Source organism: Olivibacter sp. EAT-5, from assembly GCF_044784325.1.
Classification (GTDB): domain Bacteria; phylum Bacteroidota; class Bacteroidia; order Sphingobacteriales; family Sphingobacteriaceae; genus Olivibacter; species Olivibacter oleidegradans.
Genome location: NZ_CP173028.1, coordinates 621,776 through 642,753 on the forward strand (window position 1 = coordinate 621,776; position 20,978 = coordinate 642,753).

Below are 20,978 nucleotides of genomic sequence, written 5' to 3' on the forward strand. Positions count from 1 at the left end.
CCGCTACTAGCAGGTGAATTTACTAAATCCATTCAAGTTTTTCCATTAGCTAATTAACCGATTGGCTAATTAGCTAATATTCCAAATTTATCGCACAAATGCCATAGCCACACCTCCATCCACATTTAAAACATTGCCCGTTGATTTATTAAGTAAGCCTCCTACAAACACAAAACAAGCGTTGGCAATATCCTCTGGCAGGATAATCTCATTAAGCAAGGTCCGTTTTGCATAATACGCAGGAAGTTCTTCCACCTTTATTCCATATGCTTTAGCACGCCCCTCTGCCCACGCACCTTCCCATATTTTACTATCTGAAATTACGGCATCCGGATTTACCACATTCACTCTAATTTTATCGCCACCAAGTTCAGCAGCGTTTAGTCTACTCAAATGTAGTTGTGCAGCTTTTGCAGAACCATATCCCGCATTATTCGGTCCGGACACCAATGCATTTTTACTAACGATGTTAATAACGTCTCCTCCGATTTCCTGTTTTCTTAAAATCGCTACACCTTGCTGCGTTACTTTAAACTGTCCTTTTACAAGCACGTCATAAAGTAAGTCCCAATCTTTGTCTGTATGATCTTGTAGCGGTTTAGATATAGATAGTCCGGCACAGTTAACCACAATATCTACCCCTCCAAAGGCTAAACTTGCTGCATTGTAAGCCGCTGCGATGTCGGCATCGTTGGTTACGTCTAGCTTCGCCGTGATATAAGCATCTTTTCCATAACGACCTTTAAAATCGTCGTCAGCTTTTTTTAGCCGCTCTCCATCATTATCATTGATAACAACCACCGCTCCCTCTTCCACAAATTTAACGGCAATCGCCTTTCCGATACCGCCTGCACTTCCCGTTATAAGGGCAATTTTACCAGAGAGAGCTTTCGGTTTTGGCATGCGCTGCAACTTCGCTTCCTCTAAGAGCCAGTACTCGATATTAAAAGCCTCTTGTCGAGGTAACGAGGTATACTCCGATATGGCCTCTGCACCCTTCATGACATTAATGGCATTGATATAAAATTCCGCTGCCACTCTGGCTGTTTGTTTATCTTTTGAAAAAGAGAATAAACCGACTCCGGGGAACAGTATAATAACAGGGTTCTTATCACGTATGGCCGGACTATTGGGATGCTTACAAGTCTCATAATAATCGGCATACATCGCGCGATAAGCTTCAAATGCAGGTTTAAGCTTCACTTTTAATTGCTCCACATCCGTTAAGTCTGCGTCAGCCGGCAGTTCTAAAACCAATGGACTTATCTTGGTGCGAAGAAAGTGATCAGGACAACTTGTACCTAGGGGTGCTAGTCGGTCTAAATCATTGGAGTTTATAAATTCAAGTACACGATCGTCATCGGTAAAATGGCCCACCATAGGTCTTTCAGAAGAACAGAACCCCCTTAGTATGGGCGCAATAGCAGCGGCTTGTTTTTTACGAAGTTCTGCAGGAAGACTGCTTATTTTTTGGCCTCCAAAGATAGGCCCTTTTTTACCATAATGCTGCTCTAGATATTCGGCGCAGCTTTCAATAACCTCCAACGTATTGATATAGCTTTCGTACGCAGTATCTCCCCAAGTAAATAGACCGTGCGAACCTAACATAATCCCCCTGATTCCAGGGTTCTCATCCAGGCATTGTTTTAATTTCAAGCCAAGATCAAAACCGGGCCGCTGCCATTCAACCCAGCCAATCGTACCTTTAAATAACTCCTGAGTAATGCGTTTACCGTCTTTTGCTGCCGCAATGGCAATGGCTGCATCGGGGTGTAAATGGTCGATATGTTTGAATGGTAGAAAGCCATGTAATGGTGTATCGATAGAGGGCGCTTTAGACGCTAAATCGTAAATACTATGGTTGAAGAGTTCCACCATTTCATCCTCATGGTCAATCCCTCTGTAAACCTTTTTCAAATTGCGTAACCGCTCCACATAAAGCGCCGCCAATCCACTTCTTTTAAGTGTTCCCAAATCACCTCCTGAGCCTTTTACCCACATCACCTCCACTTCCTCTCCTGTTAACGGATCGTTTGCCATGGCTTTACATGAGGTGTTCCCTCCACCGTAATTTGTAAGGCGCAAATCGGCGCCTAAAAGATTAGAGCGATAAATTAACAAGCCTACCTCATCTCCCGCTAGTTTGGCGGCTTCTTGATCATCCCATAAATAGCTAACGTGCTTAAATGATTTTCTTTTTTCTATTTCAGCCATGTTCTTATGTTTTTACTGCATTTTAAGGCCTAGCGGCCATTGTCACTTTATTACCAATATTAATTTGCCAATTTTAAACCCCATTTATTAACCCATCTCTTTAGCGAACCCCACAATCAATACCGACAGGATGATAACAAGTATTCCTGCCAAAATTGTTGCGTAGGTTTTCTTACTTACACCTTTCCACTCTTTTAATACTACGCCCCAAACATTTGCCAATAAGATAATAAAGGCCATATGCAAAATCCATGAGCTGGCGCCGTTACCCAGTTTACTTTCTCCCATCCCATAGAAGAAAAATTGAAGATACCAGGTGGTACCGGCCAATGCACATAGTACATAATTTCTTAACAGCGGTGTTTTTGCGTCTACATAATTCCCGAAACTTTTGTTGCGCACATTCAAGATAAGACACCAGATAAAGTTGGTGGTAAGCCCTCCCCAAAGCACGACAACATAGGTAACGTTATTTTGAAACAGGAATTCCCCTTCGCCTGGATGGGCTGCCTTCCATAGATCGTTGGCTACGATCGCCATGGGTTTTCCAGCTTCTAAACCGAAATTAAAGCAAGCGCTTAATACTCCTGAGATAATTGCAACAATCAAACCCAAGCTTAAATTGAATTCCTTATTTCCACTGGCATCACTATGCCCTCCTAGATCCCGTTCCTTTCTTACTCCTGCTAAACCGCATAGGTAAATACCGATAATACAAATCAGCAGGCCGCCCAATGTATATAAACCCCAAGCGTTTGCAAAGAACATACTGATCGTGTCTTTCCCTTCTTGAGGAACGAATTCATAGTAAATGGATGGCAACATGGATCCAATAACCATACTGAGCCCTAACATAATGCTACTACCCAAAGAAACGCCCAGGTACCGTACGCCTAAACCATAGGTTAGCCCCCCAATTCCCCACAGAAGACCAAAAAGATACGTGTAACCTAAAGTTGCTGTACTTGTCTGACTAATAATATGACCAAAATTTGGAATAGTAAGCCAGGCGGCCAAAGGTGGTACTATTAGCCAGGAAAACAAGCCTCCGACAATCCAAAAACTTTCCCAAGCCCAGCCATGTACCTTTTTATAAGGTATATAAAAACTGCTTGAAGCAAAACCACCGATAAAATGAAAAAATACACCTAATAATGCCTGCATATATACTAAGGTTCTTGTTGGTTATCATGTGGCGCAAGATAAAGCATCTATAGCAGGGAACTGTCATGCCCTGTTATGCCAAAAACACATTAAAATTCCATTAATTGTCGATTATATGACGGAAATGGCAAATTTTTATAGTAGGTTTGTAGTAGAAATTATGAGATTGCATTACCATACAAATTTTTAATGGCTCCATTAGAAAAAAGAACGATGGTGAATAATTCATTTATATTGTGACGCCCTTTTGAACAATGCGGTTGCTACAAGCGGGGCTTCATTACTAAAAAGAACAAAATGAAAATCAGACAAGCCAATTTGCAAGATTTGGAACCACTTGCCGCTGTTTTTGCCGAATACCGAACAACTGCGGGCCAAGACTACAATCTAGCGGGTGGGAAGGAGTTTTTAAGAGATCGTTTAACGAAGAAAGATTGCATTATTTTCATCGCCATTATAGACGACAGCATTACGGGGTTTACACTGCTGTTTCCATTCTTTACACCAGCAGGAATTAAGGAGATATGGTTGTTAAACGATATTTATATTGCTGATGAATATAGGCATCAGGGCGTTGCTCAGTCGCTGCTCAGCGAAGCTGTTTTCTTTAGCAAGAAAACCAATAAAAGCAAAGTATACCTAGCAACTAAGGTCGATAATGTAAACTCTCAGACCTTATTTGAAAAATTCGGATTTAGAAAGACGGATTATATCAACTACGAATTTATTACCGAGAATAGTCATTCTTAACTAGCAGGAAAGGTTATCGACAATAACAAGGAGGCTATACTATAATGTATTACCTCCTTGTATATTACTATTGAAAATCAGCCGGTGTAAGTGCCGGGTTTATAACTTGTTCAATTGCTACCATTTTTAGTGGTACCGGTATGTTGGGGCTTTTAATCGTACTAACGGCCGGCAATTTAATACCGCTGTAGTCTTTGTATTCATTTATTTCCGCCTCCCCTTCGCTGGCACTCTCTGACTTTAACTTCAAACCACTAACAACGCTATAATAGTTTACAGACTTTGATCCATCGGCCGTTGTAACTAACACTTTATAGGTCTCTTCGTCATTTACCTTTACCATACCATCCAAAGCAAGCTTCGTTCCATTTTTCATATAATTTAGTTCCGGAAAAATCTCCAACGCGTTCTTTAAGGATTTGAACATATCATCAGGCACAGCCTGTTGTTGCCCCTGATTAATCATCGTAGCCTTATCTTGCCGAATAATAAACTTCGACATGACCTGAGGACCCATTTTCATTGACTGTATCGCAATGGGTTTCGTTTGGTCAACCAATAACTCCGCCGTTATTTTCATACCTTGTATCTCTGCTTCTTGCACGCTTTTCAATGTTTTAACTTTCATAAGTCTATCTTTCCCTCCAATCGCTTCAAGATACTTATCAATCACTTTCTCTGCCGTTAAGCTAGCGTCTTGAATAGCGGCTTTCACCTCCGGTTCACCCGCATTTGTATAATATTTTACTTCACCAAATTGCTTTATTCGATCTTTAAAAGCATCCGTATTTCCAACAATGACAATATATGCGTGTTCAGGCTTTATGTATTTAGGGGCTAAGGTATTGAGCTGTTCAACGGTAACGGCATTTAGGTTTTTAAGATAATTCTTATAATAATCTTTAGGAAGATTTTGCAGCTCCGTATTGATGGCAAAGCGGGCAATGGTAGCGGGCTGTTCCAACGAACGGCCAAAACTACCACTTAATATAGCTTTGGAATCGGTTAATTCTTGTTCAGTAATGGTCTTTTTATCGATCCGTTTCAGTTCTTCCAAAAACTGGTATACAGCGCTGTCTGTCACTTCCGTCCGAACACTCGCCCCGGCGCTGAAATTTCCGACGATTTTGTCAGGCGATAAAGAAGAGTAGGCACCATACGTATAGCCTTTACGTTCTCTAAGGTTTAGAAACAAACGCCCCGCAGAACCTCCGCCTAAGATATTGTTCAACAATTGAGCAGGAATTGCATCAGCGTCGTTAGGTTTGAGCGCAAGCGGATAAGTTACGTTAACAACGGATTGTACACTCGAAGGGCGGTTGACTAAAATCACTTCATTTTTTTGCGGCGCAGCAGGTACGGGCCATTCCCGCTTCTTGACCTCTCCTTTTTGCCAGGCGCCAAAATATTGCTTAGTTAAACGCTCTGCTTCTTTTATTGTAATATCACCAACAATTGCCAAGTATCCAATATTCGGCTTAAAGTATGCATTGTAGTACTCTCTGATATCAGATAGCTGCACATTGGAAACTGTTTTTTCGGTTGCAAACTCTCCGTAGGGATGGTCTTTACCATATAATACAACGTTGGAGACCTTTTCCGAAATTTCATCCGGGCTATCTTTTGAGCTTGCAATGCCGGAAATTGCCTGTTTCTTCAGTTTATCAAGTTCCGGCTGGGGAAATGACGGGTTCAATAGAATGTCTGCAAATAACGTTAACAGTTTATCTTGGTACTTGGTTAATGAGCTTGCATTAGCGGAGGTAGATCCGAAAGAAATTTTTCCGCCAATCATATCGATCTCCTCGTCGATCTGGTCTTTCGTCCGATTTTTTGTACCTCCCATCAGCATATCTCCTACCAAGCTGGTTAAACCAGCCTTCTCGCCTTCAAGCAAAGGTGAACGATCCAACACTAGCGAATAGGTAACACGGGGCAGTTTATGGTTTTCAACAACAAATACTTTTAATCCGTTAGGCAGTGTAAAAGTTTCAGCATCGCCAATATTAATTTGAGGAGCGGGACCAGGCTCAGGATATTTCGTACGATCAACTTGCGCTTGAGAAAGGCCGGTTGATAGAAAACATAGCAGTGTATATATATAAATTCTTTTCATCTGTAAATAATTATTCGTCAATTATATTTTACTATTTCGCACTCATGAACCGCGAACCGGTTTTTATTCCATCGGTCAGATGGAGCTTACCATGCTTTAAATTTGATATTCCTGTGAGATGAAAATGAAATTTTAAACATGGACGATTCATAACTATTTTTTTGGAAGCTCGTGGCTATCGAGTCTTAATTTTTATTAGAAACAACCCATCTATTTGCTTTCTCCTTTTTTAGGTAGGTAATGTAACACGACTCTACCGTCTTTGTTCAGGTATTCTCTGGCTACGCGTTGTATATCCTCCTTGGTGACTTTATTATAATTGGCCAGCTCTTTATTGATTTCTTCTGCATCACCATAATACACCTTCGCTTCGGCCAGGCTTTCGGCGATACCGGCAACGGAAGCGTGACGGCTTACCACAGCGTTTTCTGTTTGCGCCCTTAATTTCGCAAAATCTTTATCGGTTATTCCGGTAGTTCTGAGTTTTTCAATCTGTGCATCAATCGCAACTTCTAATGAATCAGCGCTGACACCCATATTAGCAATCCCTAAAAATAGGAATAGGCCGCCATCTTCCAAATCTAAAGGCATAGCCATTATTTGTACCGCTTTCTGCTGCTTATCCACTACTTCTTTTGTAAGCAGCGAACTTTTTCCACCCGCTAAATAGGTAGACAACATGTTGAGTGCGTAACTATCAGGGCTATCCTTACGCGGAAGGTTGTATGCTTCCACCACTGCCGGCAATTGGATATTATCGTAGACGACATCACGGATTTCCTGATTTCGCTTGGGCTCTACGATTGATGGCCGCACAATTTCTTTTTCTCCCTTGGGTATTTCTGCAAAATATTTACGAACCCACTTTTCCGTTTGTTCGTAATCGATATCTCCGGCGATGGACAAAACGGCGTTGTTAGGTACATAGTAGGTTTTATAAAAGTCCATAAACTCCTGCAAGGAAGCAGCGTTCAAGTGATCCATGGAGCCGATGGGTGCCCATTGATACGGATGTTTGTGATAGGCTCGTTTTAAGACTTCAATCAGTATGGAACCATAAGGCTGATTATCCATTCGTTGGCGTTTTTCTTCTTTAACAACTTCTCTCTGCGTTTCCACTCCAACTGAGTCGATCTTTGCGTGTAACATTCGTTCACTTTCCATATACAAGGCAGTTTCCAAATAATTAGACGGAACGACTTCATGGTAATAGGTTTGGTCATTTGAGGTATAGGCATTTAGCGTCCCTCCTATGCCCTGTATCTTTTTCATAAATTCGCCTCTGCCAATATTTTCGCTTCCTTCAAATAGCAAATGCTCAAAGAAATGTGCAAATCCCGTACGATCGGGTTTTTCATTTTTTGAACCCACGTGATAAAGCACAGAAACGGCTGCAATAGGGGTGGTTTTATCCTGGTGCATAATAACATCTAATCCGTTGTCGAGCTTAAATTCTTTGAATTGGATTTTTTCTTGGGCATTCAGTAAACTGCTCGAGCCAAGTAGACCAATCAGCATACTGCCTATTACTAGCTTTTTTTTATTCATATGTGTTGATTGTTGTAATGCGTTGGAAGCATTTGGTTTGGTATTTTTGCATTTGATCTGTTTAAGCCTATATTGTTACACGAATTAACCTATTTTTACTTTCTCATACAAAAAAAATTGCGCCATAATCATTCTATCTCTGACCTACCAGCTTAACAAATGCCTTTATTCACGACCTCACTTCAACAGAAGAGGCAATCAGTTTATTTTGAACAAAAAAGCCGGGCTAAATAAATAGCCCAGCTCCTTAAGTCGGTATGATATTATGCTTTATTGTATTTGTTGCCCTTGTCCACTTTCACCCGCTTTTTGATCGTCGTTCTGTATACCTCGTTCTTTTCGCGGTTTAGCATTGTAATTCATTTTACCAAATTTCCAGCTGAATGTTATACCGAAGGAACGGAATGGTACGGCGAAATTCGATTCTTGCTTATAGCTAGCGGTTTGAATTTTTGATCTGAAATTCTTTTTCTCATTAAATGGATCGATAATATTCAACCCGATACTTGCCTGTTTTTTGAATATTTCTTTTTTCATACCAATACTCCACATATTAAATGCAGGGTTGTAACCTTGAAAAGTACGTCTCGGCGCATTCAATATAAGGAACGTTTCCGCAATAAGCCCTCCTTTTAAATTCACCGTACCACTTAGGAAAGCCTGGTACATCCAGTAAACATTACCTGCTTGCGAAGTTAAGTTGTCATCGATATTTTGAAGGTTAATATCATAAGTATACAAATTCAGGTTACCTCTTAACGTCAAAATCTTAATCGGATTGACAGAAGCAAACAGGTTGGTACCAAATGAATTATTCCGTCCGATATTTTCAAAACTCTGCAGTACGATTGGTTGCTCCTCCGTTCCAATATTGGTGTATATTGACTCTATAACGTCATTTGTACGCCTATAATAAAGCGATGCATTCAGAATCGTACTTTTGATCATGGTTGAATAACCCAATTCAACGTTGTGCGATAGCTCGGGATCCAATTCAGGATTTCCCTGCCGTTGATTCACCGGATCTGCTTCATTACGGAAGGGATTCAAGTAGAACAAGCTTGGCCTTTGGATACGCTGGTTGTAGCTTAGTTTAACATTAGACATCTGCCCCAGCTTTTTCGATAACACCACGCTGGGAAGCAGGTTGTGATAATTGTTTTCAAAGGCCGGAAAGTTTGCTACTGCATCACCGTCAAGCAGTGTATATTCATAACGCGCACCCGCTTTCAATTCATAATCTTTAGCAAAGGGAACACTCACCGTAAAATAACCGGCACCCACATTTTGTTTGTAACCGAAATCATAAGATCGTTGTGCATGATTGATATATGAACCATTCTGCAGCATGGTGTCGACCGTGACGTCGGAAGAGATATCTCGAAGGATCGCTTTTGCACCTACTTCCAGTACGACCTTCTTAAAAGGATGAGTATAGTCTACCTGAAAGGTGAGTTCATCATTTACACCATTATTATAGCCCATTTCATTGGGCCTAAAACCCTGCTGTCTATATAAGGTATTGTAATCAGTATTATTGTTGTTTTTAGAATATTGGCCGGCAAATGTCAATTCCTGCCCCTTTTTCTCAAATTTATGGGTGTAATCGGCACTCCAATCAAAGCCATGAAATTTAATCTGGTTTCTCGAATTACTTAAAATTTGGTTAATCCCACCGTAAATGGACGTCATATCTCCATCTGTTTCCATTCGAAACTGATTGTAATTGAAAGAGGATGTAATAATATTCTTATCATCTATGTCGTAATCAACACTTAAGCTACCTCTTCCTCCACCTCTTTTCGTGGTACTGGCGCTGTTTTGCGAAATCAATGGCTGATCTGTCAAAGATCGTTGATCAAAGGTTACATCCGTTGTAACGGGCCAACCCCACATAGCGCCCAAATTAGCGGTAACGCCCAGCTTGCCTTTTCGCACATTTACGTTTCCGTTGAAATTGTTTTGGCGCGTGCCAATACCTCCCGAAATGGAACCGTTCACACCCACAACGTCTTTCTTTTTAGTAATTATATTGATGATTCCCGAAGTGCCCTCGGCGTCGTATTTCGCTGAAGGACTCGTAATAACTTCAACGTTCTTAATCTGATCAGCCGGAATCATACGTAGCGCGTCCGCTACATTGTTCGTCATGGCCCCGGACGGTTTTCCATTAATAAAGATACGAACGTTTTGATCTCCCCGTAAGGACACGTTACCATCCATATCTACTGATAACAAAGGAACTTTCCGCAACACATCGGCGGCATTTCCACCAGCTACTGTAACATCTTGTTCTGCATTATAGACAAGTCTATCCACTTTATTTTCGACCACAGGCACCTGCCCCGTAATCTCAACCGCTTGCAATTCGGTTGCGGAAGGTTTTAATAACACATTGGCCACGTTTAAGGAAGTAAGCTGCTCTGTAATTTCTATCGGACTGATTGTTTTTGGACTGTATCCCATCGCACTGATAATCAACTTATATTTCCCTAGGGGTATTTTGTCTAGACTGAATGACCCTCCTTCGTTTGCAAGGGCCCCGGTGACGGACTGTGATGATGTACTTTTTAAAAGGGTTATCGTCGCAAAATCAATAGGTTTGTTCGTTAAGGAATCTATTACTTGCCCCTTTATCTTTCCCGGTCCACCCACTTGTTGCGCAAACACAACGCAAGCACTCAACTGCATCAAAATACATACAAATAACTGTTTGCTTATACTCATCTGATCTATTTTTTGAACATTAGTCGTTCGCGATTGACAAATGTTACAACAACAAGTATACAAATCACCCATAAAAAGGTAACTTATTAGTTACTTATAGTTTTATTTACATGCGTTAATCAGCACGACTTACCCGTAACCAATTAAGGGCTACTCACATATCTTAAAACAAACACATGCAAAGCCGTTTTTGAATTAAAAATAGGCTGTAAAGCCTCATCTTTCTTCAATATTGGCACGATATATGCTAAAAAGAGGACAGGTTTAGGTTGATTTGAAACTTAGGTTTCGGCCCCACTCCCCAAGTGGGGTTTTTTATTTTAAAAGAATTCCGGTTGTTCTTCGTTCTCTTTATATTTCTCATTTAACTACCTTGATTCTGCATCTCGATTTATTTTACCCCACGATATAAGCAACTACACATATTATCATATTCAAACATTGGTAAAATATTACACCCTATCAAAAACAGCTAATAATATCCTGCAGTGAATTAGGTTTCATTGCCTCAGAACGCCCTAAACACCGCTGACAAAGTGTCATTTTCGCGCCGTTATAATGCTTATAGTATCAAAAAAAAACAACTCATCAAAATCCGATTTACATCAAAATAACGCTAGATCACGAGTTCAAATAGACATACTAAACGTTTGACAATAAGTATATTAAAAATAAATCAGTCATCTTTTTGCGAATTTCATAATAATTAACGAATCGAAAATGAGCTAAAAAGAGATATCAGAATCCTTGTTTCCTTTCACACTAAAGTAGAGCCTGCACAAATAGCTATACATAACTCATTATGAGCAAATTAAAAAACGAATCAATTTATGATTATGAATTTCGCAATGCTTTCTTGAGCCTGAAAGCTCCGTCTTAAACAAAAAAACCGTAGTGTTTGGCGAAAGAAACGATCGCGATTCTATTACTAACTATTTTAGCAAGTCATATTGTAGAACTAACCCCTAATAAGGAGCGGCAAGAATTGATGCTGATCATCAAATATATTATAAAATTCAATCATCAAAAACGACTTTCAAAAAATAAAGCGACAGGTTTTATAGAAGATTCTTAAAAAATACTTTGTAAAAAAAATTAAACCTTTTTTCCAACATCTATTCCAATAGGATGTAAAATGAACAACATGAAAACAGCAAGATTTATTACTTTATGTGTGGTCCTCTTATCGATTTTTAGCTACTCAGAGGCATTAGCGCAACATGGGAGAGGGCATGGCCGAGGATATGGGCATGAGCGTTGGGATGATGATGACGACGATGATCGGCATCGGCACCACTACCGATACGACAGAGATTATTATAAAAAACGCCATAAACACTATAAGAAACAGGCAAGATATTACGAAAAGCACCGCCGTTATGATCACTATGGATATCCCAGGTGGGCCCGTGCGCATCGTTATCGAGCGAGACATCATGTTTATTTCAGGGATTATTGTACGTTCTACGACCCCTATCGTGGAGGCTATGTATATTGGTCAAGCAATCGTTGGATTTTCACACCAAATGTTCCGGCCTTCTTAGCGAATGTCGATCTTGGAAGAGCCCGCATACAGCTAATGGCAAATATACCCTTAGAAAGACATCCTGAATATTATTATGACGAATATGCGCGCGCTTATCCACGCAGCACAAACATACATATCAACCTTTCCTTACCTCCTTTTTAGGAGGTATTTATACCTGGAAAAGTCCTAGTCTTGTATAAGATTTAGGACTTTTTAACGGGATAATAATTGCAACAACGCTTCTTTAGAGAAAGATGTTTTAGTCAGGGTTATCGAATCGACCAGTTTAGTGAACAGTTCACTCTTACTTTGCTGTAATTGCAACACTTTTTCCTCTATTGTTTCCTTACAGATCAATCGCACTGCTATTACATTTTTTTTCTGTCCCATTCTGTAAATACGATCGATCGCTTGGTCTTCTACCGCCGGGTTCCACCAAGGATCAATTAAATACACATAATCCGCCTCTGTAAGATTCAATCCGACTCCGCCGACTTTTAAACTCATCAAAAATACCTTTACACGCCCATCCAGTTTAAATTGCTCAATCAGCCCCTCTCTGTCCTTTACCTTTGTACTTCCGGTCATCTTAAGGGTTTGCAATCCTTGTTTATGCAACTGATCTTCTACCAAATCCAACATATGCACGTATTGGGAAAACAATAAAATCTTATGCTGAACACTCCTCTGCCCGATCTCTTCTATCAGCCACTCAATTTTGGCGGCGTTCGGTACATTGCTATACTTATCTTTCAACAAAAGCGGCGAATTGCAAATCTGGCGTAGTCGCATCAAGCCCTTTAATACGACTGCACTTTTATTACTTAGCTCTTCCTCCGTTTGTGCCGATATATAAGATCGAAATTCCTTTTCATATACGTCGTATATCCTTCTTTGTTCTTCGCCCATTTCACAGTACATAACCATTTCTGTTTTCTCGGGCAAATCATCCATTACTTCTGCTTTTGTCCTTCGTAAAACAAAAGGTTTAATTTTATGTAAAAGCTCTTCCAGACGCCTATTTTCACCGAATTTATCAATAGGCGTAGAATAAACATCACGGAAATATCTTTTGTTACCTAGTAGGCCTGGACAAGCGAACGACAACTGCCCAAATAAATCAAAAGTATTGTTTTCCAAAGGTGTTCCCGTTACCGCTATCTTAATCTTTGCCTTCAATCGATTGGCCGCTCGGTATCGCTGAGATAGCGGATTTTTTATATGTTGGGACTCATCTAGAAATAGGTGATCGAATTCTATTTCCTGAAAACGATCCAGGTCACTTACCATGGTGCCGTAAGTAGTTAACACGACATCCCAAGAATCTATTGTATGGTTTTGATCCCGTTGTCCTCCATGCCAAAGAAAAATCCGCAATGAAGGTGCAAATTTTTCGAATTCCTGCAACCAATTAGTCAATAAAGTTGCCGGAACAACAATCAAATTCGTACCTGATTTTCCTTCCTCTTTCTTTAGTAGCAAAAAAGCGATAATCTGAATGGATTTTCCTAACCCCATATCATCCGCCAAACAACCGCCGAAGCCTAGCCGACTTAAACTATGAAGCCATTTTACACCATCCAATTGATAAGGCCTTAACTTGCCGATAAATCCCTCTGGAATCTTTAGCGACGGATCCTCTTCCTGATTGCTCCACTGTTTAAAAAGAAGCAACTCTTGCTTTACACCGGAGTCGAACATGTCGGTTTCGTAGGCACTTTGCAAAGCCTGAAAATTTATCTTGGCCGTTTTAAGTAAATCTCCCTCCCGTCTTCCCAAGCTAAAGAACTGTTCAAACTTGTGAAGCCACTCGGCAGGCAATATACCATAGGTTCCATCGTCTAAGAGTACGTAGTTTGATTTATTTCTAACCGCTTTTTCAAGGTCGCGCAGTCGAGCTACCTTTGAGCCGTAAGAAATCTTCACCCTTGTATTAAACCAATTAATACCGCTGGTAACTTCTATATTTATTGCAGCCTTATACGGACTTCGCTTGCTTATCGATAGCTTATCATAACCCATGACCGCTATTTTTTCGATTTGCCATTGCTCAAAAGCCTCTAAAAACCAATTTCCGTCGAAAAACCGATCTTGATGTAAATAAAAATACAGTAAATCGTCATCTAACTGTTCCGGAAAATAAGGGTGTTGTTTGAGGATAAAAGATAAGAACTGCAACTCCTGCTCATCGTTACGACGAATCAAAAATGAATTTCCATAATCGTCTTTCCCATAAACGGGTCGTTTCGAACGAATGGGAATTTCGACTGTCCCGTAGCGCATAACAGGTTCTATCACGATGTAATTTTCAGACTCTGACAAATAAATGATTCGCTCGGTAGCCTGTACCGGCGTTTCCATAGATGACTGATCGTACCCCTCTGTAAGAAATGCGTAGTTCACCTTTAAGGTATCGCTTACCTTATCCAACAATTCACTTTGCAAGAGATGATATTTCGATGCATGCACGATCAGATCAGTCCCTAGATTCTTAAAAAATCGGCATACTCTCCACACATTATGGTTCTTAAATGCATAAAAAGTTTTCCCTATGTGCAGAAAACAATCAAAGGCAAAGACGAGCTCTTGCATGCTGTACCATTGATCTGCTATCTGCAATAGCGGGCTTATTTGGTAGAGGCTATCTTTTTTCCGAATTCCAAGCGTAAATTGGTCAGCCCCTATTACTTGCAGGTTCACTCTACTAAAATTCTTTGCCTGAAATTGTTTTGAATTCCCTTGATAGTAAACGGGCATATCAAAGGGATTTTTCACTATTTCGTGTAAGGCCCGAATATCATCTTCGTTATACGGTTCCTTGGTTGGTTGGGGAAATCGACTGAGCGCTGCCAAAAAGCGAATATATTCCGGCCGCTTTTCATGCCACAATAACGTTGTTGCATCAATGGTATTAACCAAGGCCTTAACCTTCCCGTTAACGGCAAACGCTAATTCCCCAAGCTGAATTGTAAGGTGGCCATAATGTCTGTGGGGATAAATAAGAATCACTTTCCCCTCCAAATTTTGTTCACGGAACGCCGGTTTAACATCCGGTAAAAGCTTACCTTTAAGATACCGTACATTTTCATCCGTTATTTTCAATAAGCCTTGTATTTTTGGCGTAAGTATTAATTTATTCTCCACATAATGCATATGGAAATGCGAAGTGATGTCTGCTTCGTCTTCCAGACCATAATCTCGCGCAACTTGCCGTACTCTCACATGTCGTGAAATTCCGTCAAAAAAAAATCGGATATCTGTGTTTTTTATTATTTCATAAAGAACCCGATTGCTATGTTGGCACATTCGAAGCGGTGTTTCTAAGCAAGTGCAGTGAAAATGGAGACGCTTTTCAATCCGATCTGTCCATACCCTTATCTGTGCAGTATGTAAGTTAGGGTGCGAATAATCAAAGACGCCTCTGTCGATGGATAGTTGTTTAACATGAACTGATGCATTCGGAACGAGTTGATCAGACGAGTGTTTGTACATCAAGATTTCTGACAATTGCTCATCCGCAAAACCTTCAATTGTATAAGAAGCCTCTTCTGAATCAATTATTTTATCTGTAAAGGTCATTTTATAACATTCTTATGAATATACTTCCCGCAAATATTGTCTATCTTCAACAAAGCTATTCATAAGCAAATTAAGATTTGCAATAAAGAATGAATAATATCAAGAAATGTTCAGGAGCGCTTTTTATTGGAAAATATAGAGAGGGGTTAAGGCGATGAATAAATCGCTTGCAAACTCATTAGTGCTTTTAGGAATCTATAGTAACAAATAATTACATACAGATGAAAATTATTATTATCGGTGCGACAGGGACGATTGGCAGACATGTGGCAACACTTTTTGAAGGCAAACATGAACTCATTAAAGTGGGGACTACGAAAGGAGATTACCAAATAGATATTTGTTCCGAGCAATCAATAAAGATTTTTTTTGAAACTATTGGCCCCTTTGATGCGCTCATTAGCACGACCGGCAAAGCTGCTTTTAAGTCATTGAAAGACTTAAGCAACGCCGATTTCCGACTTGGTTTGGACAATAAGCTCTTAGGCCAAATCAGTTTGGTACTCATTGGACAACACTACATTAACCCGGCCGGCTCGTTTACACTGACATCAGGTATTCTATCTGAAGACCCCGTTCCAGGAGGATCTGCACTTAGTACAGTGAATGGTGCTATCAATGCTTTTGTAAAAGGAGCAGCAATCGAGCTAAAAAATGATGTGCGCATAAATGCTGTGAGTCCCGGCGTTGTGGAAGATTCGCCTTCTTTTTTTGAAGTTTTTCCGGGCCACATCCCCGTAAAAATGGAACGAGTAGCAAATGCTTACTATAAAAGCGTAATGGGTGCGTTGACAGGAGAAACAATCCGAGTATTCTAATTTCTTTTCAATTGATATATGACTAAATGGGAAATTGACCCAAAGCATTCAGAAATCCACTTTCGGGCAAAACACATGCTTATATCTACCGTAACTGGCTTATTCACCAAATTTGAAGGAACCGTAGACACCCTGGAACCTAATGATTTCGTTCAAGCATCGATCCATTTGTCTATCGACGTCGATAGTGTGTACACGAATGAATCTTACCGCGATGAACACCTTAAATCATCCGCGTTTTTTGACGTTGATAAGCATCCGTACATTACTTTTCGATCCACGGAGCTAAGCAAGGATGACGACAACGCAAGCACATTTGTGTTAAGAGGCATGCTCGACATAAAAGACATGGTTAAAGAAGTACAATTCCATGTTTCATTTGGCGGGACGGCAGAAGAGAACGGTCGATTAAAAGCAGGCTTTCAGGTATCAGGAATTATCAACAGGAAACACTTTGGTCTAACTTATAACCCATTAATGGAAGCAGGAGGAATGGTTGTGTCAGAAGAAATCGAACTGGCCGCCAACATTGAACTAATTAAAATATCTTGATGTATGAATAACTTTAAAACGGTGGCCGATTCTCAAACGGTAATGACCGAGCTCATGATTCCCTCCTATTCTAACTTTGGGGGCAAAATACACGGCGGGGTCATCTTATCGTTAATGGATAAAGTTGCATATGTATGTGCCGCAAAACATGCCGAAACTTATTGCGTCACCGCGTCGATCGACACAGTTGACTTTAGAGCTTCGGTGGAAGTGGGCGAGATTATTTCATTACTTGCTTCTGTAAATTATGTAGGTAACTCTTCACTTGTAGTGGGTATAAAAGTGTTGGCCGAAAATGTGAAGACGCATGCTGTTAAGCATACAAACTCGAGCTATTTTTCAATGGTTGCTTTAGATGAGGAAACCCACAAACCGGTCCAAGTTCCGGGCTTGATTCTGGAAAACGAAACGGAGATACAGCGCTTTATTACGGCGATGCACAGAAAGGAATTAAACCGCTATTATAAGCAAGAAGGCGAGCGTATCAAAGCTGATTTTAGGAATCAAGATTTTATTGAAGTACTAAAAAAAGAGCGATGCATTTTAAAACAATCGTATTAGTTTGAAGGTACATGCCCTCCATCTTTAAAGATTGCTACTTCCAGCTCTCCCTCCGCCGAAATAGCGCCACGGTACATCCCTGAAGTATTGAAGGGCATAGCAAGATTGCCCTCTTTATCCAGGGCGATCAGACCGCCGTTCCCCCCGCTTTTTGCTACTTTTGCGAGCGCGGTTTCCGCAGCTTCCTCTACTGTCAAACCCCTATAATCCATCAGGGCTGCCACATCATAAGCTACTACATTCCGAATATAAAATTCGCCCCAACCTGTGCAGGATACGGCAACCGACGCGTTATTAGCGTAGGTACCTGCACCTATAATGGGGGAATCACCTATTCGTCCAAACTTTTTATTAGTCATTCCACCCGTTGAGGTTCCTGCCGCTAAGTTGCCTTGATTATCAAGGGCAACACAACCCACTGTTCCGAATTTATAATCATGATGACCACCACCCAGCGTCACAGCGGTCTCATTCGCCTTTTTTTGGGCAGCTTCTTGCTGAAGAGCCTTTTGAAGCCCATCCCATCGCTCCTTCGTATAGAAATACGACGGATCTACCATTGTTAGGCCTACTTGTCGAGCGAAGTCCTCTGCACCATCTCTCGCCAACAACACATGTTCTGATTTTTCCATAACTGCACGTGCGGCACTTATTGGATTCCGAACAATCTTTACGCCTGCAACTGCTCCTGCACGTAAGCTCTCTCCATCCATAATAGCTGCGTCCAATTCATTTTTGCCTTCGTGGGTAAAGACGGCGCCCTTTCCGGCATTGAATAAGGGAGAATCCTCCAACACTTGTATGGTTTTCTCGACCGCATCTAAAGCGCTTCCATCTTTCTGAATAATTTCATAGCCGACTGTTAATGCTTCCTTCAATTTTGCCTTATACGCTTGTTCCAATTTAGGCGTCATACGGCTAGGCTCGATGGTTCCCGCACCACCATGTATGACAAGTACATACTTTTTTATCTGCTGTTGTGCATGTACAAGGACCGGTAGTAAGGAGAATATTAGAATGAGTCTTAAAGGTAATGCCATTTTTTTGTTGGATTTATTTATGTAAAAGTACAGATTTTCATTAGAATCATCGGACCTATAACCAGCTCACGGACATACATCGTTTCCAACAGAAGCGAACCATCGAATATTATTCAAATCTTACATTTTATTAATGAACATTATTCGATAAAAACTATAATATTCTGTATTTTTGTCAGCTTTTTCAACAAATGTAACTATGCATGATATACAACTAGATCGCATCGATCTGGAAATATTAGATTATTTACAGAAAAACTCGAGGATGACAAATGCCGATTTAGCTCGGGAATTAGGCATGGCGCCATCCGGTATCTTAGAACGTGTTCGCAAACTTGAACAAAAGGGAGCATTAGTACAATATACCGCACGGGTCAATCCCGAGGCCGTTAATCAGAACCTGTTAGCCTTTATCTTTATTAAAGTGGCAGATGGTTTAGGCTGCGATGAAGCTGACAAACTGCTTAGCGAAATCGAAGCGATCCAAGAGGTTCATCATATCACGGGCGAAGATTGCTATTTGGTAAAAATCAGAGTCTCCAGCTCGGGGGAATTGATGCAATTCATGAAAACTTCGCTGAGGAATATTCCAAATATTGTATCAACAAGAACTACCATCGTGCTGGAAACAGTTAAAGAAAATCAGCACATCGTTATCAAAAGAGACACAGAAAATGACGAAAGCTAAGAATACATCTACAGCGGCCATTATTATCGCTTATTTGTTAATTTACATTGTCTGGGGTTCCACCTATTTTTTCATTCACATTGCTCTTCAGGGCTTTACTCCCTTTCTTTTGGGAGCCATACGATTTACGATCGCAGGTACGTTGTTGTTGATCTGGTGCAACAAAATGAAAGAGCCCATTTGGAATAAACAACTGCTAAAAACGGCAGCTGTTACGGGTATACTCCTTTTGTTCATCGATATGGGTTTAGTCATGAAGGCTCAACAATATTTACCAAGCAGCCTAATTGCTATTGTAGCAGCTTCTACCGCCATCTGGATTTTGCTGCTCGATAAAAAAATGTGGAAAGTTAATTTCCGGAACTGGAATACCGTTGTGGGTGTCATAGTAGGATTTGTAGGTGTCATTCTACTCTTTAGTGAACAATTAGCTGCCTCCTTTACTGAAACCGGCTTATCCAATAAAGCAATCGGTATGTGCTTACTCATACTAGGAACACTTTCGTGGGCATCAGGCTCGGTATATTCGAAATACAGCGTATTACCTAGCGGTGTTACCTTTGCTAATGCCGCTTGGCAGATGCTAATAGCAGGCATATTATTTTGGGGTGCCGCCTTTGCACATGGCGATGTACAGCAATTTCATATGCAGGCCACACCTATCTCTTCTTGGCTAGCCATCGGATACCTGATTATCTTTGGTTCCATTCTGGCCTTCACAAGTTATATTTGGTTATTGAAAGTACGTCCGGCAACAGAGGTTAGTACCCATGCCTATGTCAATCCATTGGTGGCTGTCTTTCTGGGCAGCACCTTCGCCAACGAACAGGTAACTTTGATTCAAATTATAGGCCTTGCTATTATTTTGTGCGGCGTTGCCATGATAAATTTCGTCAAGGCAAAGAAGGGCAAGCAAATGAAGCCACTGTGCCCCGATCAATAGGAAGATTTTCACTTAGCCATTATGTTGTAAAAATTATAATCCGTCATTGGAGCATCCGTGAATCCGAGCTGCCGACCAATGCTTACCACTTGTCCCCGATGGTACGTGTTGTGATTTACAAACTGCATGATGTACTCTAAAGCCGAAAATTCGCAGTTAAACCACGGACTTTCGACTAAAACCGGCTCTTGTAATTCTTTAACCGTCAAGGCACTTACATAATCTGCGATTTGAGCCGACTGCTCCACCAAGCAGCTCATTACTTCGTCAATCGTAAAAAGATCTTTTTCCGGATCGAAGTCATATTTCTCATTAATGATAGCAAACCAATAACCCTGTGTTTTATACATATGTTTCAATGTTAATAGAACACTTGGGAAACTGGAAATAACCTCTTTTTCAAGAAGTTTCTTCGGCTTTGTTTTTAACCAGTTAACTAATGTAATGTTAGTCCACAAATTGTAGTCTACATAATTTCTTATCAGATTAGTGAGTCCTACTGTTTCGAGTTCGAAGATCAAGTTTTCTTTTACCATAATCGCCTAGTTTTATAGAACAAAGAAAGGATGCGCCAGTGACAACAGTATGTCATCCTCTTTTATTTTTGCGAGCCCGCAAACAATCTTTTATAACTTGGCAACTTAAAAATCTTATAACGGCAATCAGGCTTTACAGCATGTTAAAAAACAGACGTTAGCAGTGCTTTAAGGGGCTATGTGAGCAATCGCTGAGACTTAGCTAACCAGTCTT

Annotated in this window: 15 protein-coding genes; 7 read left to right on the forward strand and 8 right to left on the reverse strand. The window is 40.6% G+C overall.

Annotated elements, in window-relative coordinates; genetic code table 11:
• Positions 1–87: 87 nt before the first annotated feature.
• Both ACH11B_RS02610 and rhaT read right to left on the reverse strand, forming a co-directional pair.
• Positions 88–2,214 (reverse strand): bifunctional aldolase/short-chain dehydrogenase, encoded by a 2,127-nt coding sequence (locus tag ACH11B_RS02610; RefSeq protein ID WP_377613057.1) that lies wholly within the window; start codon positions 2,212–2,214, stop codon positions 88–90.
• 87 nt (positions 2,215–2,301) lie between these two features.
• Complete coding sequence (gene rhaT, locus ACH11B_RS02615) at positions 2,302–3,378, reverse strand: L-rhamnose/proton symporter RhaT (protein ID WP_013663828.1); 1,077 nt, start codon at positions 3,376–3,378, stop codon at positions 2,302–2,304.
• Positions 3,379–3,675: 297 nt separating this feature from the next.
• On the opposite strand from rhaT, the gene ACH11B_RS02620 reads away from it, so the two are divergent.
• Positions 3,676–4,128: a GNAT family N-acetyltransferase gene (locus tag ACH11B_RS02620; protein WP_013663829.1), complete on the forward strand. Its 453-nt coding sequence runs from the start codon at positions 3,676–3,678 to the stop codon at positions 4,126–4,128.
• Between the two features lie 67 nt (positions 4,129–4,195).
• Here ACH11B_RS02620 and ACH11B_RS02625 read toward each other — a convergent pair whose 3' ends face one another.
• From ACH11B_RS02625 to ACH11B_RS02635, 3 genes are all read right to left on the reverse strand, one after another.
• Entirely contained in the window at positions 4,196–6,244 is a 2,049-nt protein-coding gene (locus tag ACH11B_RS02625; protein ID WP_289552580.1) for a pitrilysin family protein, read from the reverse strand.
• Between the two features lie 210 nt (positions 6,245–6,454).
• On the reverse strand, positions 6,455–7,792 hold the full coding sequence (locus ACH11B_RS02630; protein ID WP_210421334.1) for a pitrilysin family protein: 1,338 nt from the start codon (positions 7,790–7,792) through the stop codon (positions 6,455–6,457).
• A gap of 270 nt (positions 7,793–8,062) precedes the next feature.
• Positions 8,063–10,519, reverse strand: a complete 2,457-nt coding sequence (locus ACH11B_RS02635) for a TonB-dependent receptor domain-containing protein (protein WP_242627393.1) — start codon at positions 10,517–10,519, stop codon at positions 8,063–8,065.
• 1,144 nt (positions 10,520–11,663) lie between these two features.
• Here ACH11B_RS02635 and ACH11B_RS02640 point away from each other — a divergent pair.
• Entirely contained in the window at positions 11,664–12,209 is a 546-nt protein-coding gene (locus tag ACH11B_RS02640) for a hypothetical protein (protein ID WP_377613060.1), read from the forward strand.
• Positions 12,210–12,260: 51 nt separating this feature from the next.
• On the opposite strand, the gene ACH11B_RS02645 is transcribed toward ACH11B_RS02640, so the two are convergent.
• The gene (locus ACH11B_RS02645) at positions 12,261–15,626 is read right to left on the reverse strand and encodes a DEAD/DEAH box helicase (protein ID WP_149106281.1); all 3,366 of its coding nucleotides are present in this window, start codon (positions 15,624–15,626) and stop codon (positions 12,261–12,263) included.
• Between the two features lie 221 nt (positions 15,627–15,847).
• On the opposite strand from ACH11B_RS02645, the gene ACH11B_RS02650 reads away from it, so the two are divergent.
• Genes ACH11B_RS02650 through ACH11B_RS02660 form a run of 3 tightly spaced genes read left to right on the forward strand, consistent with a single transcriptional unit; the run spans position 15,848 to position 17,557 of the window.
• On the forward strand, positions 15,848–16,444 hold the full coding sequence (locus ACH11B_RS02650) for a short chain dehydrogenase (protein ID WP_013663835.1): 597 nt from the start codon (positions 15,848–15,850) through the stop codon (positions 16,442–16,444).
• Positions 16,445–16,462: 18 nt separating this feature from the next.
• Positions 16,463–16,996 (forward strand): YceI family protein, encoded by a 534-nt coding sequence (locus ACH11B_RS02655; protein ID WP_013663836.1) that lies wholly within the window; start codon positions 16,463–16,465, stop codon positions 16,994–16,996.
• A 3-nt stretch (positions 16,997–16,999) separates the two neighbouring features.
• Positions 17,000–17,557, forward strand: a complete 558-nt coding sequence (locus ACH11B_RS02660; RefSeq protein WP_013663837.1) for an acyl-CoA thioesterase — start codon at positions 17,000–17,002, stop codon at positions 17,555–17,557.
• Here the strand turns inward: ACH11B_RS02660 and ACH11B_RS02665 are convergent.
• Positions 17,554–18,597 (reverse strand): isoaspartyl peptidase/L-asparaginase family protein, encoded by a 1,044-nt coding sequence (locus ACH11B_RS02665; protein ID WP_377613062.1) that lies wholly within the window; start codon positions 18,595–18,597, stop codon positions 17,554–17,556. The two genes, ACH11B_RS02660 and ACH11B_RS02665, sit on opposite strands and share 4 nt — an antisense overlap.
• A gap of 199 nt (positions 18,598–18,796) precedes the next feature.
• Between ACH11B_RS02665 and ACH11B_RS02670 the strand changes: the two genes are divergently transcribed.
• Positions 18,797–19,285, forward strand: a complete 489-nt coding sequence (locus tag ACH11B_RS02670; protein ID WP_013663839.1) for an Lrp/AsnC family transcriptional regulator — start codon at positions 18,797–18,799, stop codon at positions 19,283–19,285.
• Positions 19,272–20,228: an EamA family transporter gene (locus ACH11B_RS02675; RefSeq protein ID WP_013663840.1), complete on the forward strand. Its 957-nt coding sequence runs from the start codon at positions 19,272–19,274 to the stop codon at positions 20,226–20,228. Before ACH11B_RS02670 ends, ACH11B_RS02675 begins: the two co-directional genes overlap by 14 nt.
• An 8-nt stretch (positions 20,229–20,236) precedes the next feature.
• Here ACH11B_RS02675 and ACH11B_RS02680 read toward each other — a convergent pair whose 3' ends face one another.
• Entirely contained in the window at positions 20,237–20,764 is a 528-nt protein-coding gene (locus tag ACH11B_RS02680; RefSeq protein ID WP_377613065.1) for a DinB family protein, read from the reverse strand.
• Positions 20,765–20,978: the final 214 nt, after the last annotated feature.

Bases quoted from the DNA above. Each gene is read 5' to 3' on its own strand.
- ACH11B_RS02610 (WP_377613057.1), bottom strand. From the start codon at position 2,214: ATGGCTGAAATAGAAAAAAGAAAATCATTTAAGCACGTTAGCTATTTA.
- rhaT (WP_013663828.1), bottom strand. From the start codon at position 3,378: ATGCAGGCATTATTAGGTGTATTTTTTCATTTTATCGGTGGTTTTGCT.
- ACH11B_RS02620 (WP_013663829.1), top strand. From the start codon at position 3,676: ATGAAAATCAGACAAGCCAATTTGCAAGATTTGGAACCACTTGCCGCT.
- ACH11B_RS02625 (WP_289552580.1), bottom strand. From the start codon at position 6,244: ATGAAAAGAATTTATATATATACACTGCTATGTTTTCTATCAACCGGC.
- ACH11B_RS02630 (WP_210421334.1), bottom strand. From the start codon at position 7,792: ATGAATAAAAAAAAGCTAGTAATAGGCAGTATGCTGATTGGTCTACTT.
- ACH11B_RS02635 (WP_242627393.1), bottom strand. From the start codon at position 10,519: ATGAGTATAAGCAAACAGTTATTTGTATGTATTTTGATGCAGTTGAGT.
- ACH11B_RS02640 (WP_377613060.1), top strand. From the start codon at position 11,664: ATGAAAACAGCAAGATTTATTACTTTATGTGTGGTCCTCTTATCGATT.
- ACH11B_RS02645 (WP_149106281.1), bottom strand. From the start codon at position 15,626: ATGACCTTTACAGATAAAATAATTGATTCAGAAGAGGCTTCTTATACA.
- ACH11B_RS02650 (WP_013663835.1), top strand. From the start codon at position 15,848: ATGAAAATTATTATTATCGGTGCGACAGGGACGATTGGCAGACATGTG.
- ACH11B_RS02655 (WP_013663836.1), top strand. From the start codon at position 16,463: ATGACTAAATGGGAAATTGACCCAAAGCATTCAGAAATCCACTTTCGG.
- ACH11B_RS02660 (WP_013663837.1), top strand. From the start codon at position 17,000: ATGAATAACTTTAAAACGGTGGCCGATTCTCAAACGGTAATGACCGAG.
- ACH11B_RS02665 (WP_377613062.1), bottom strand. From the start codon at position 18,597: ATGGCATTACCTTTAAGACTCATTCTAATATTCTCCTTACTACCGGTC.
- ACH11B_RS02670 (WP_013663839.1), top strand. From the start codon at position 18,797: ATGCATGATATACAACTAGATCGCATCGATCTGGAAATATTAGATTAT.
- ACH11B_RS02675 (WP_013663840.1), top strand. From the start codon at position 19,272: ATGACGAAAGCTAAGAATACATCTACAGCGGCCATTATTATCGCTTAT.
- ACH11B_RS02680 (WP_377613065.1), bottom strand. From the start codon at position 20,764: ATGGTAAAAGAAAACTTGATCTTCGAACTCGAAACAGTAGGACTCACT.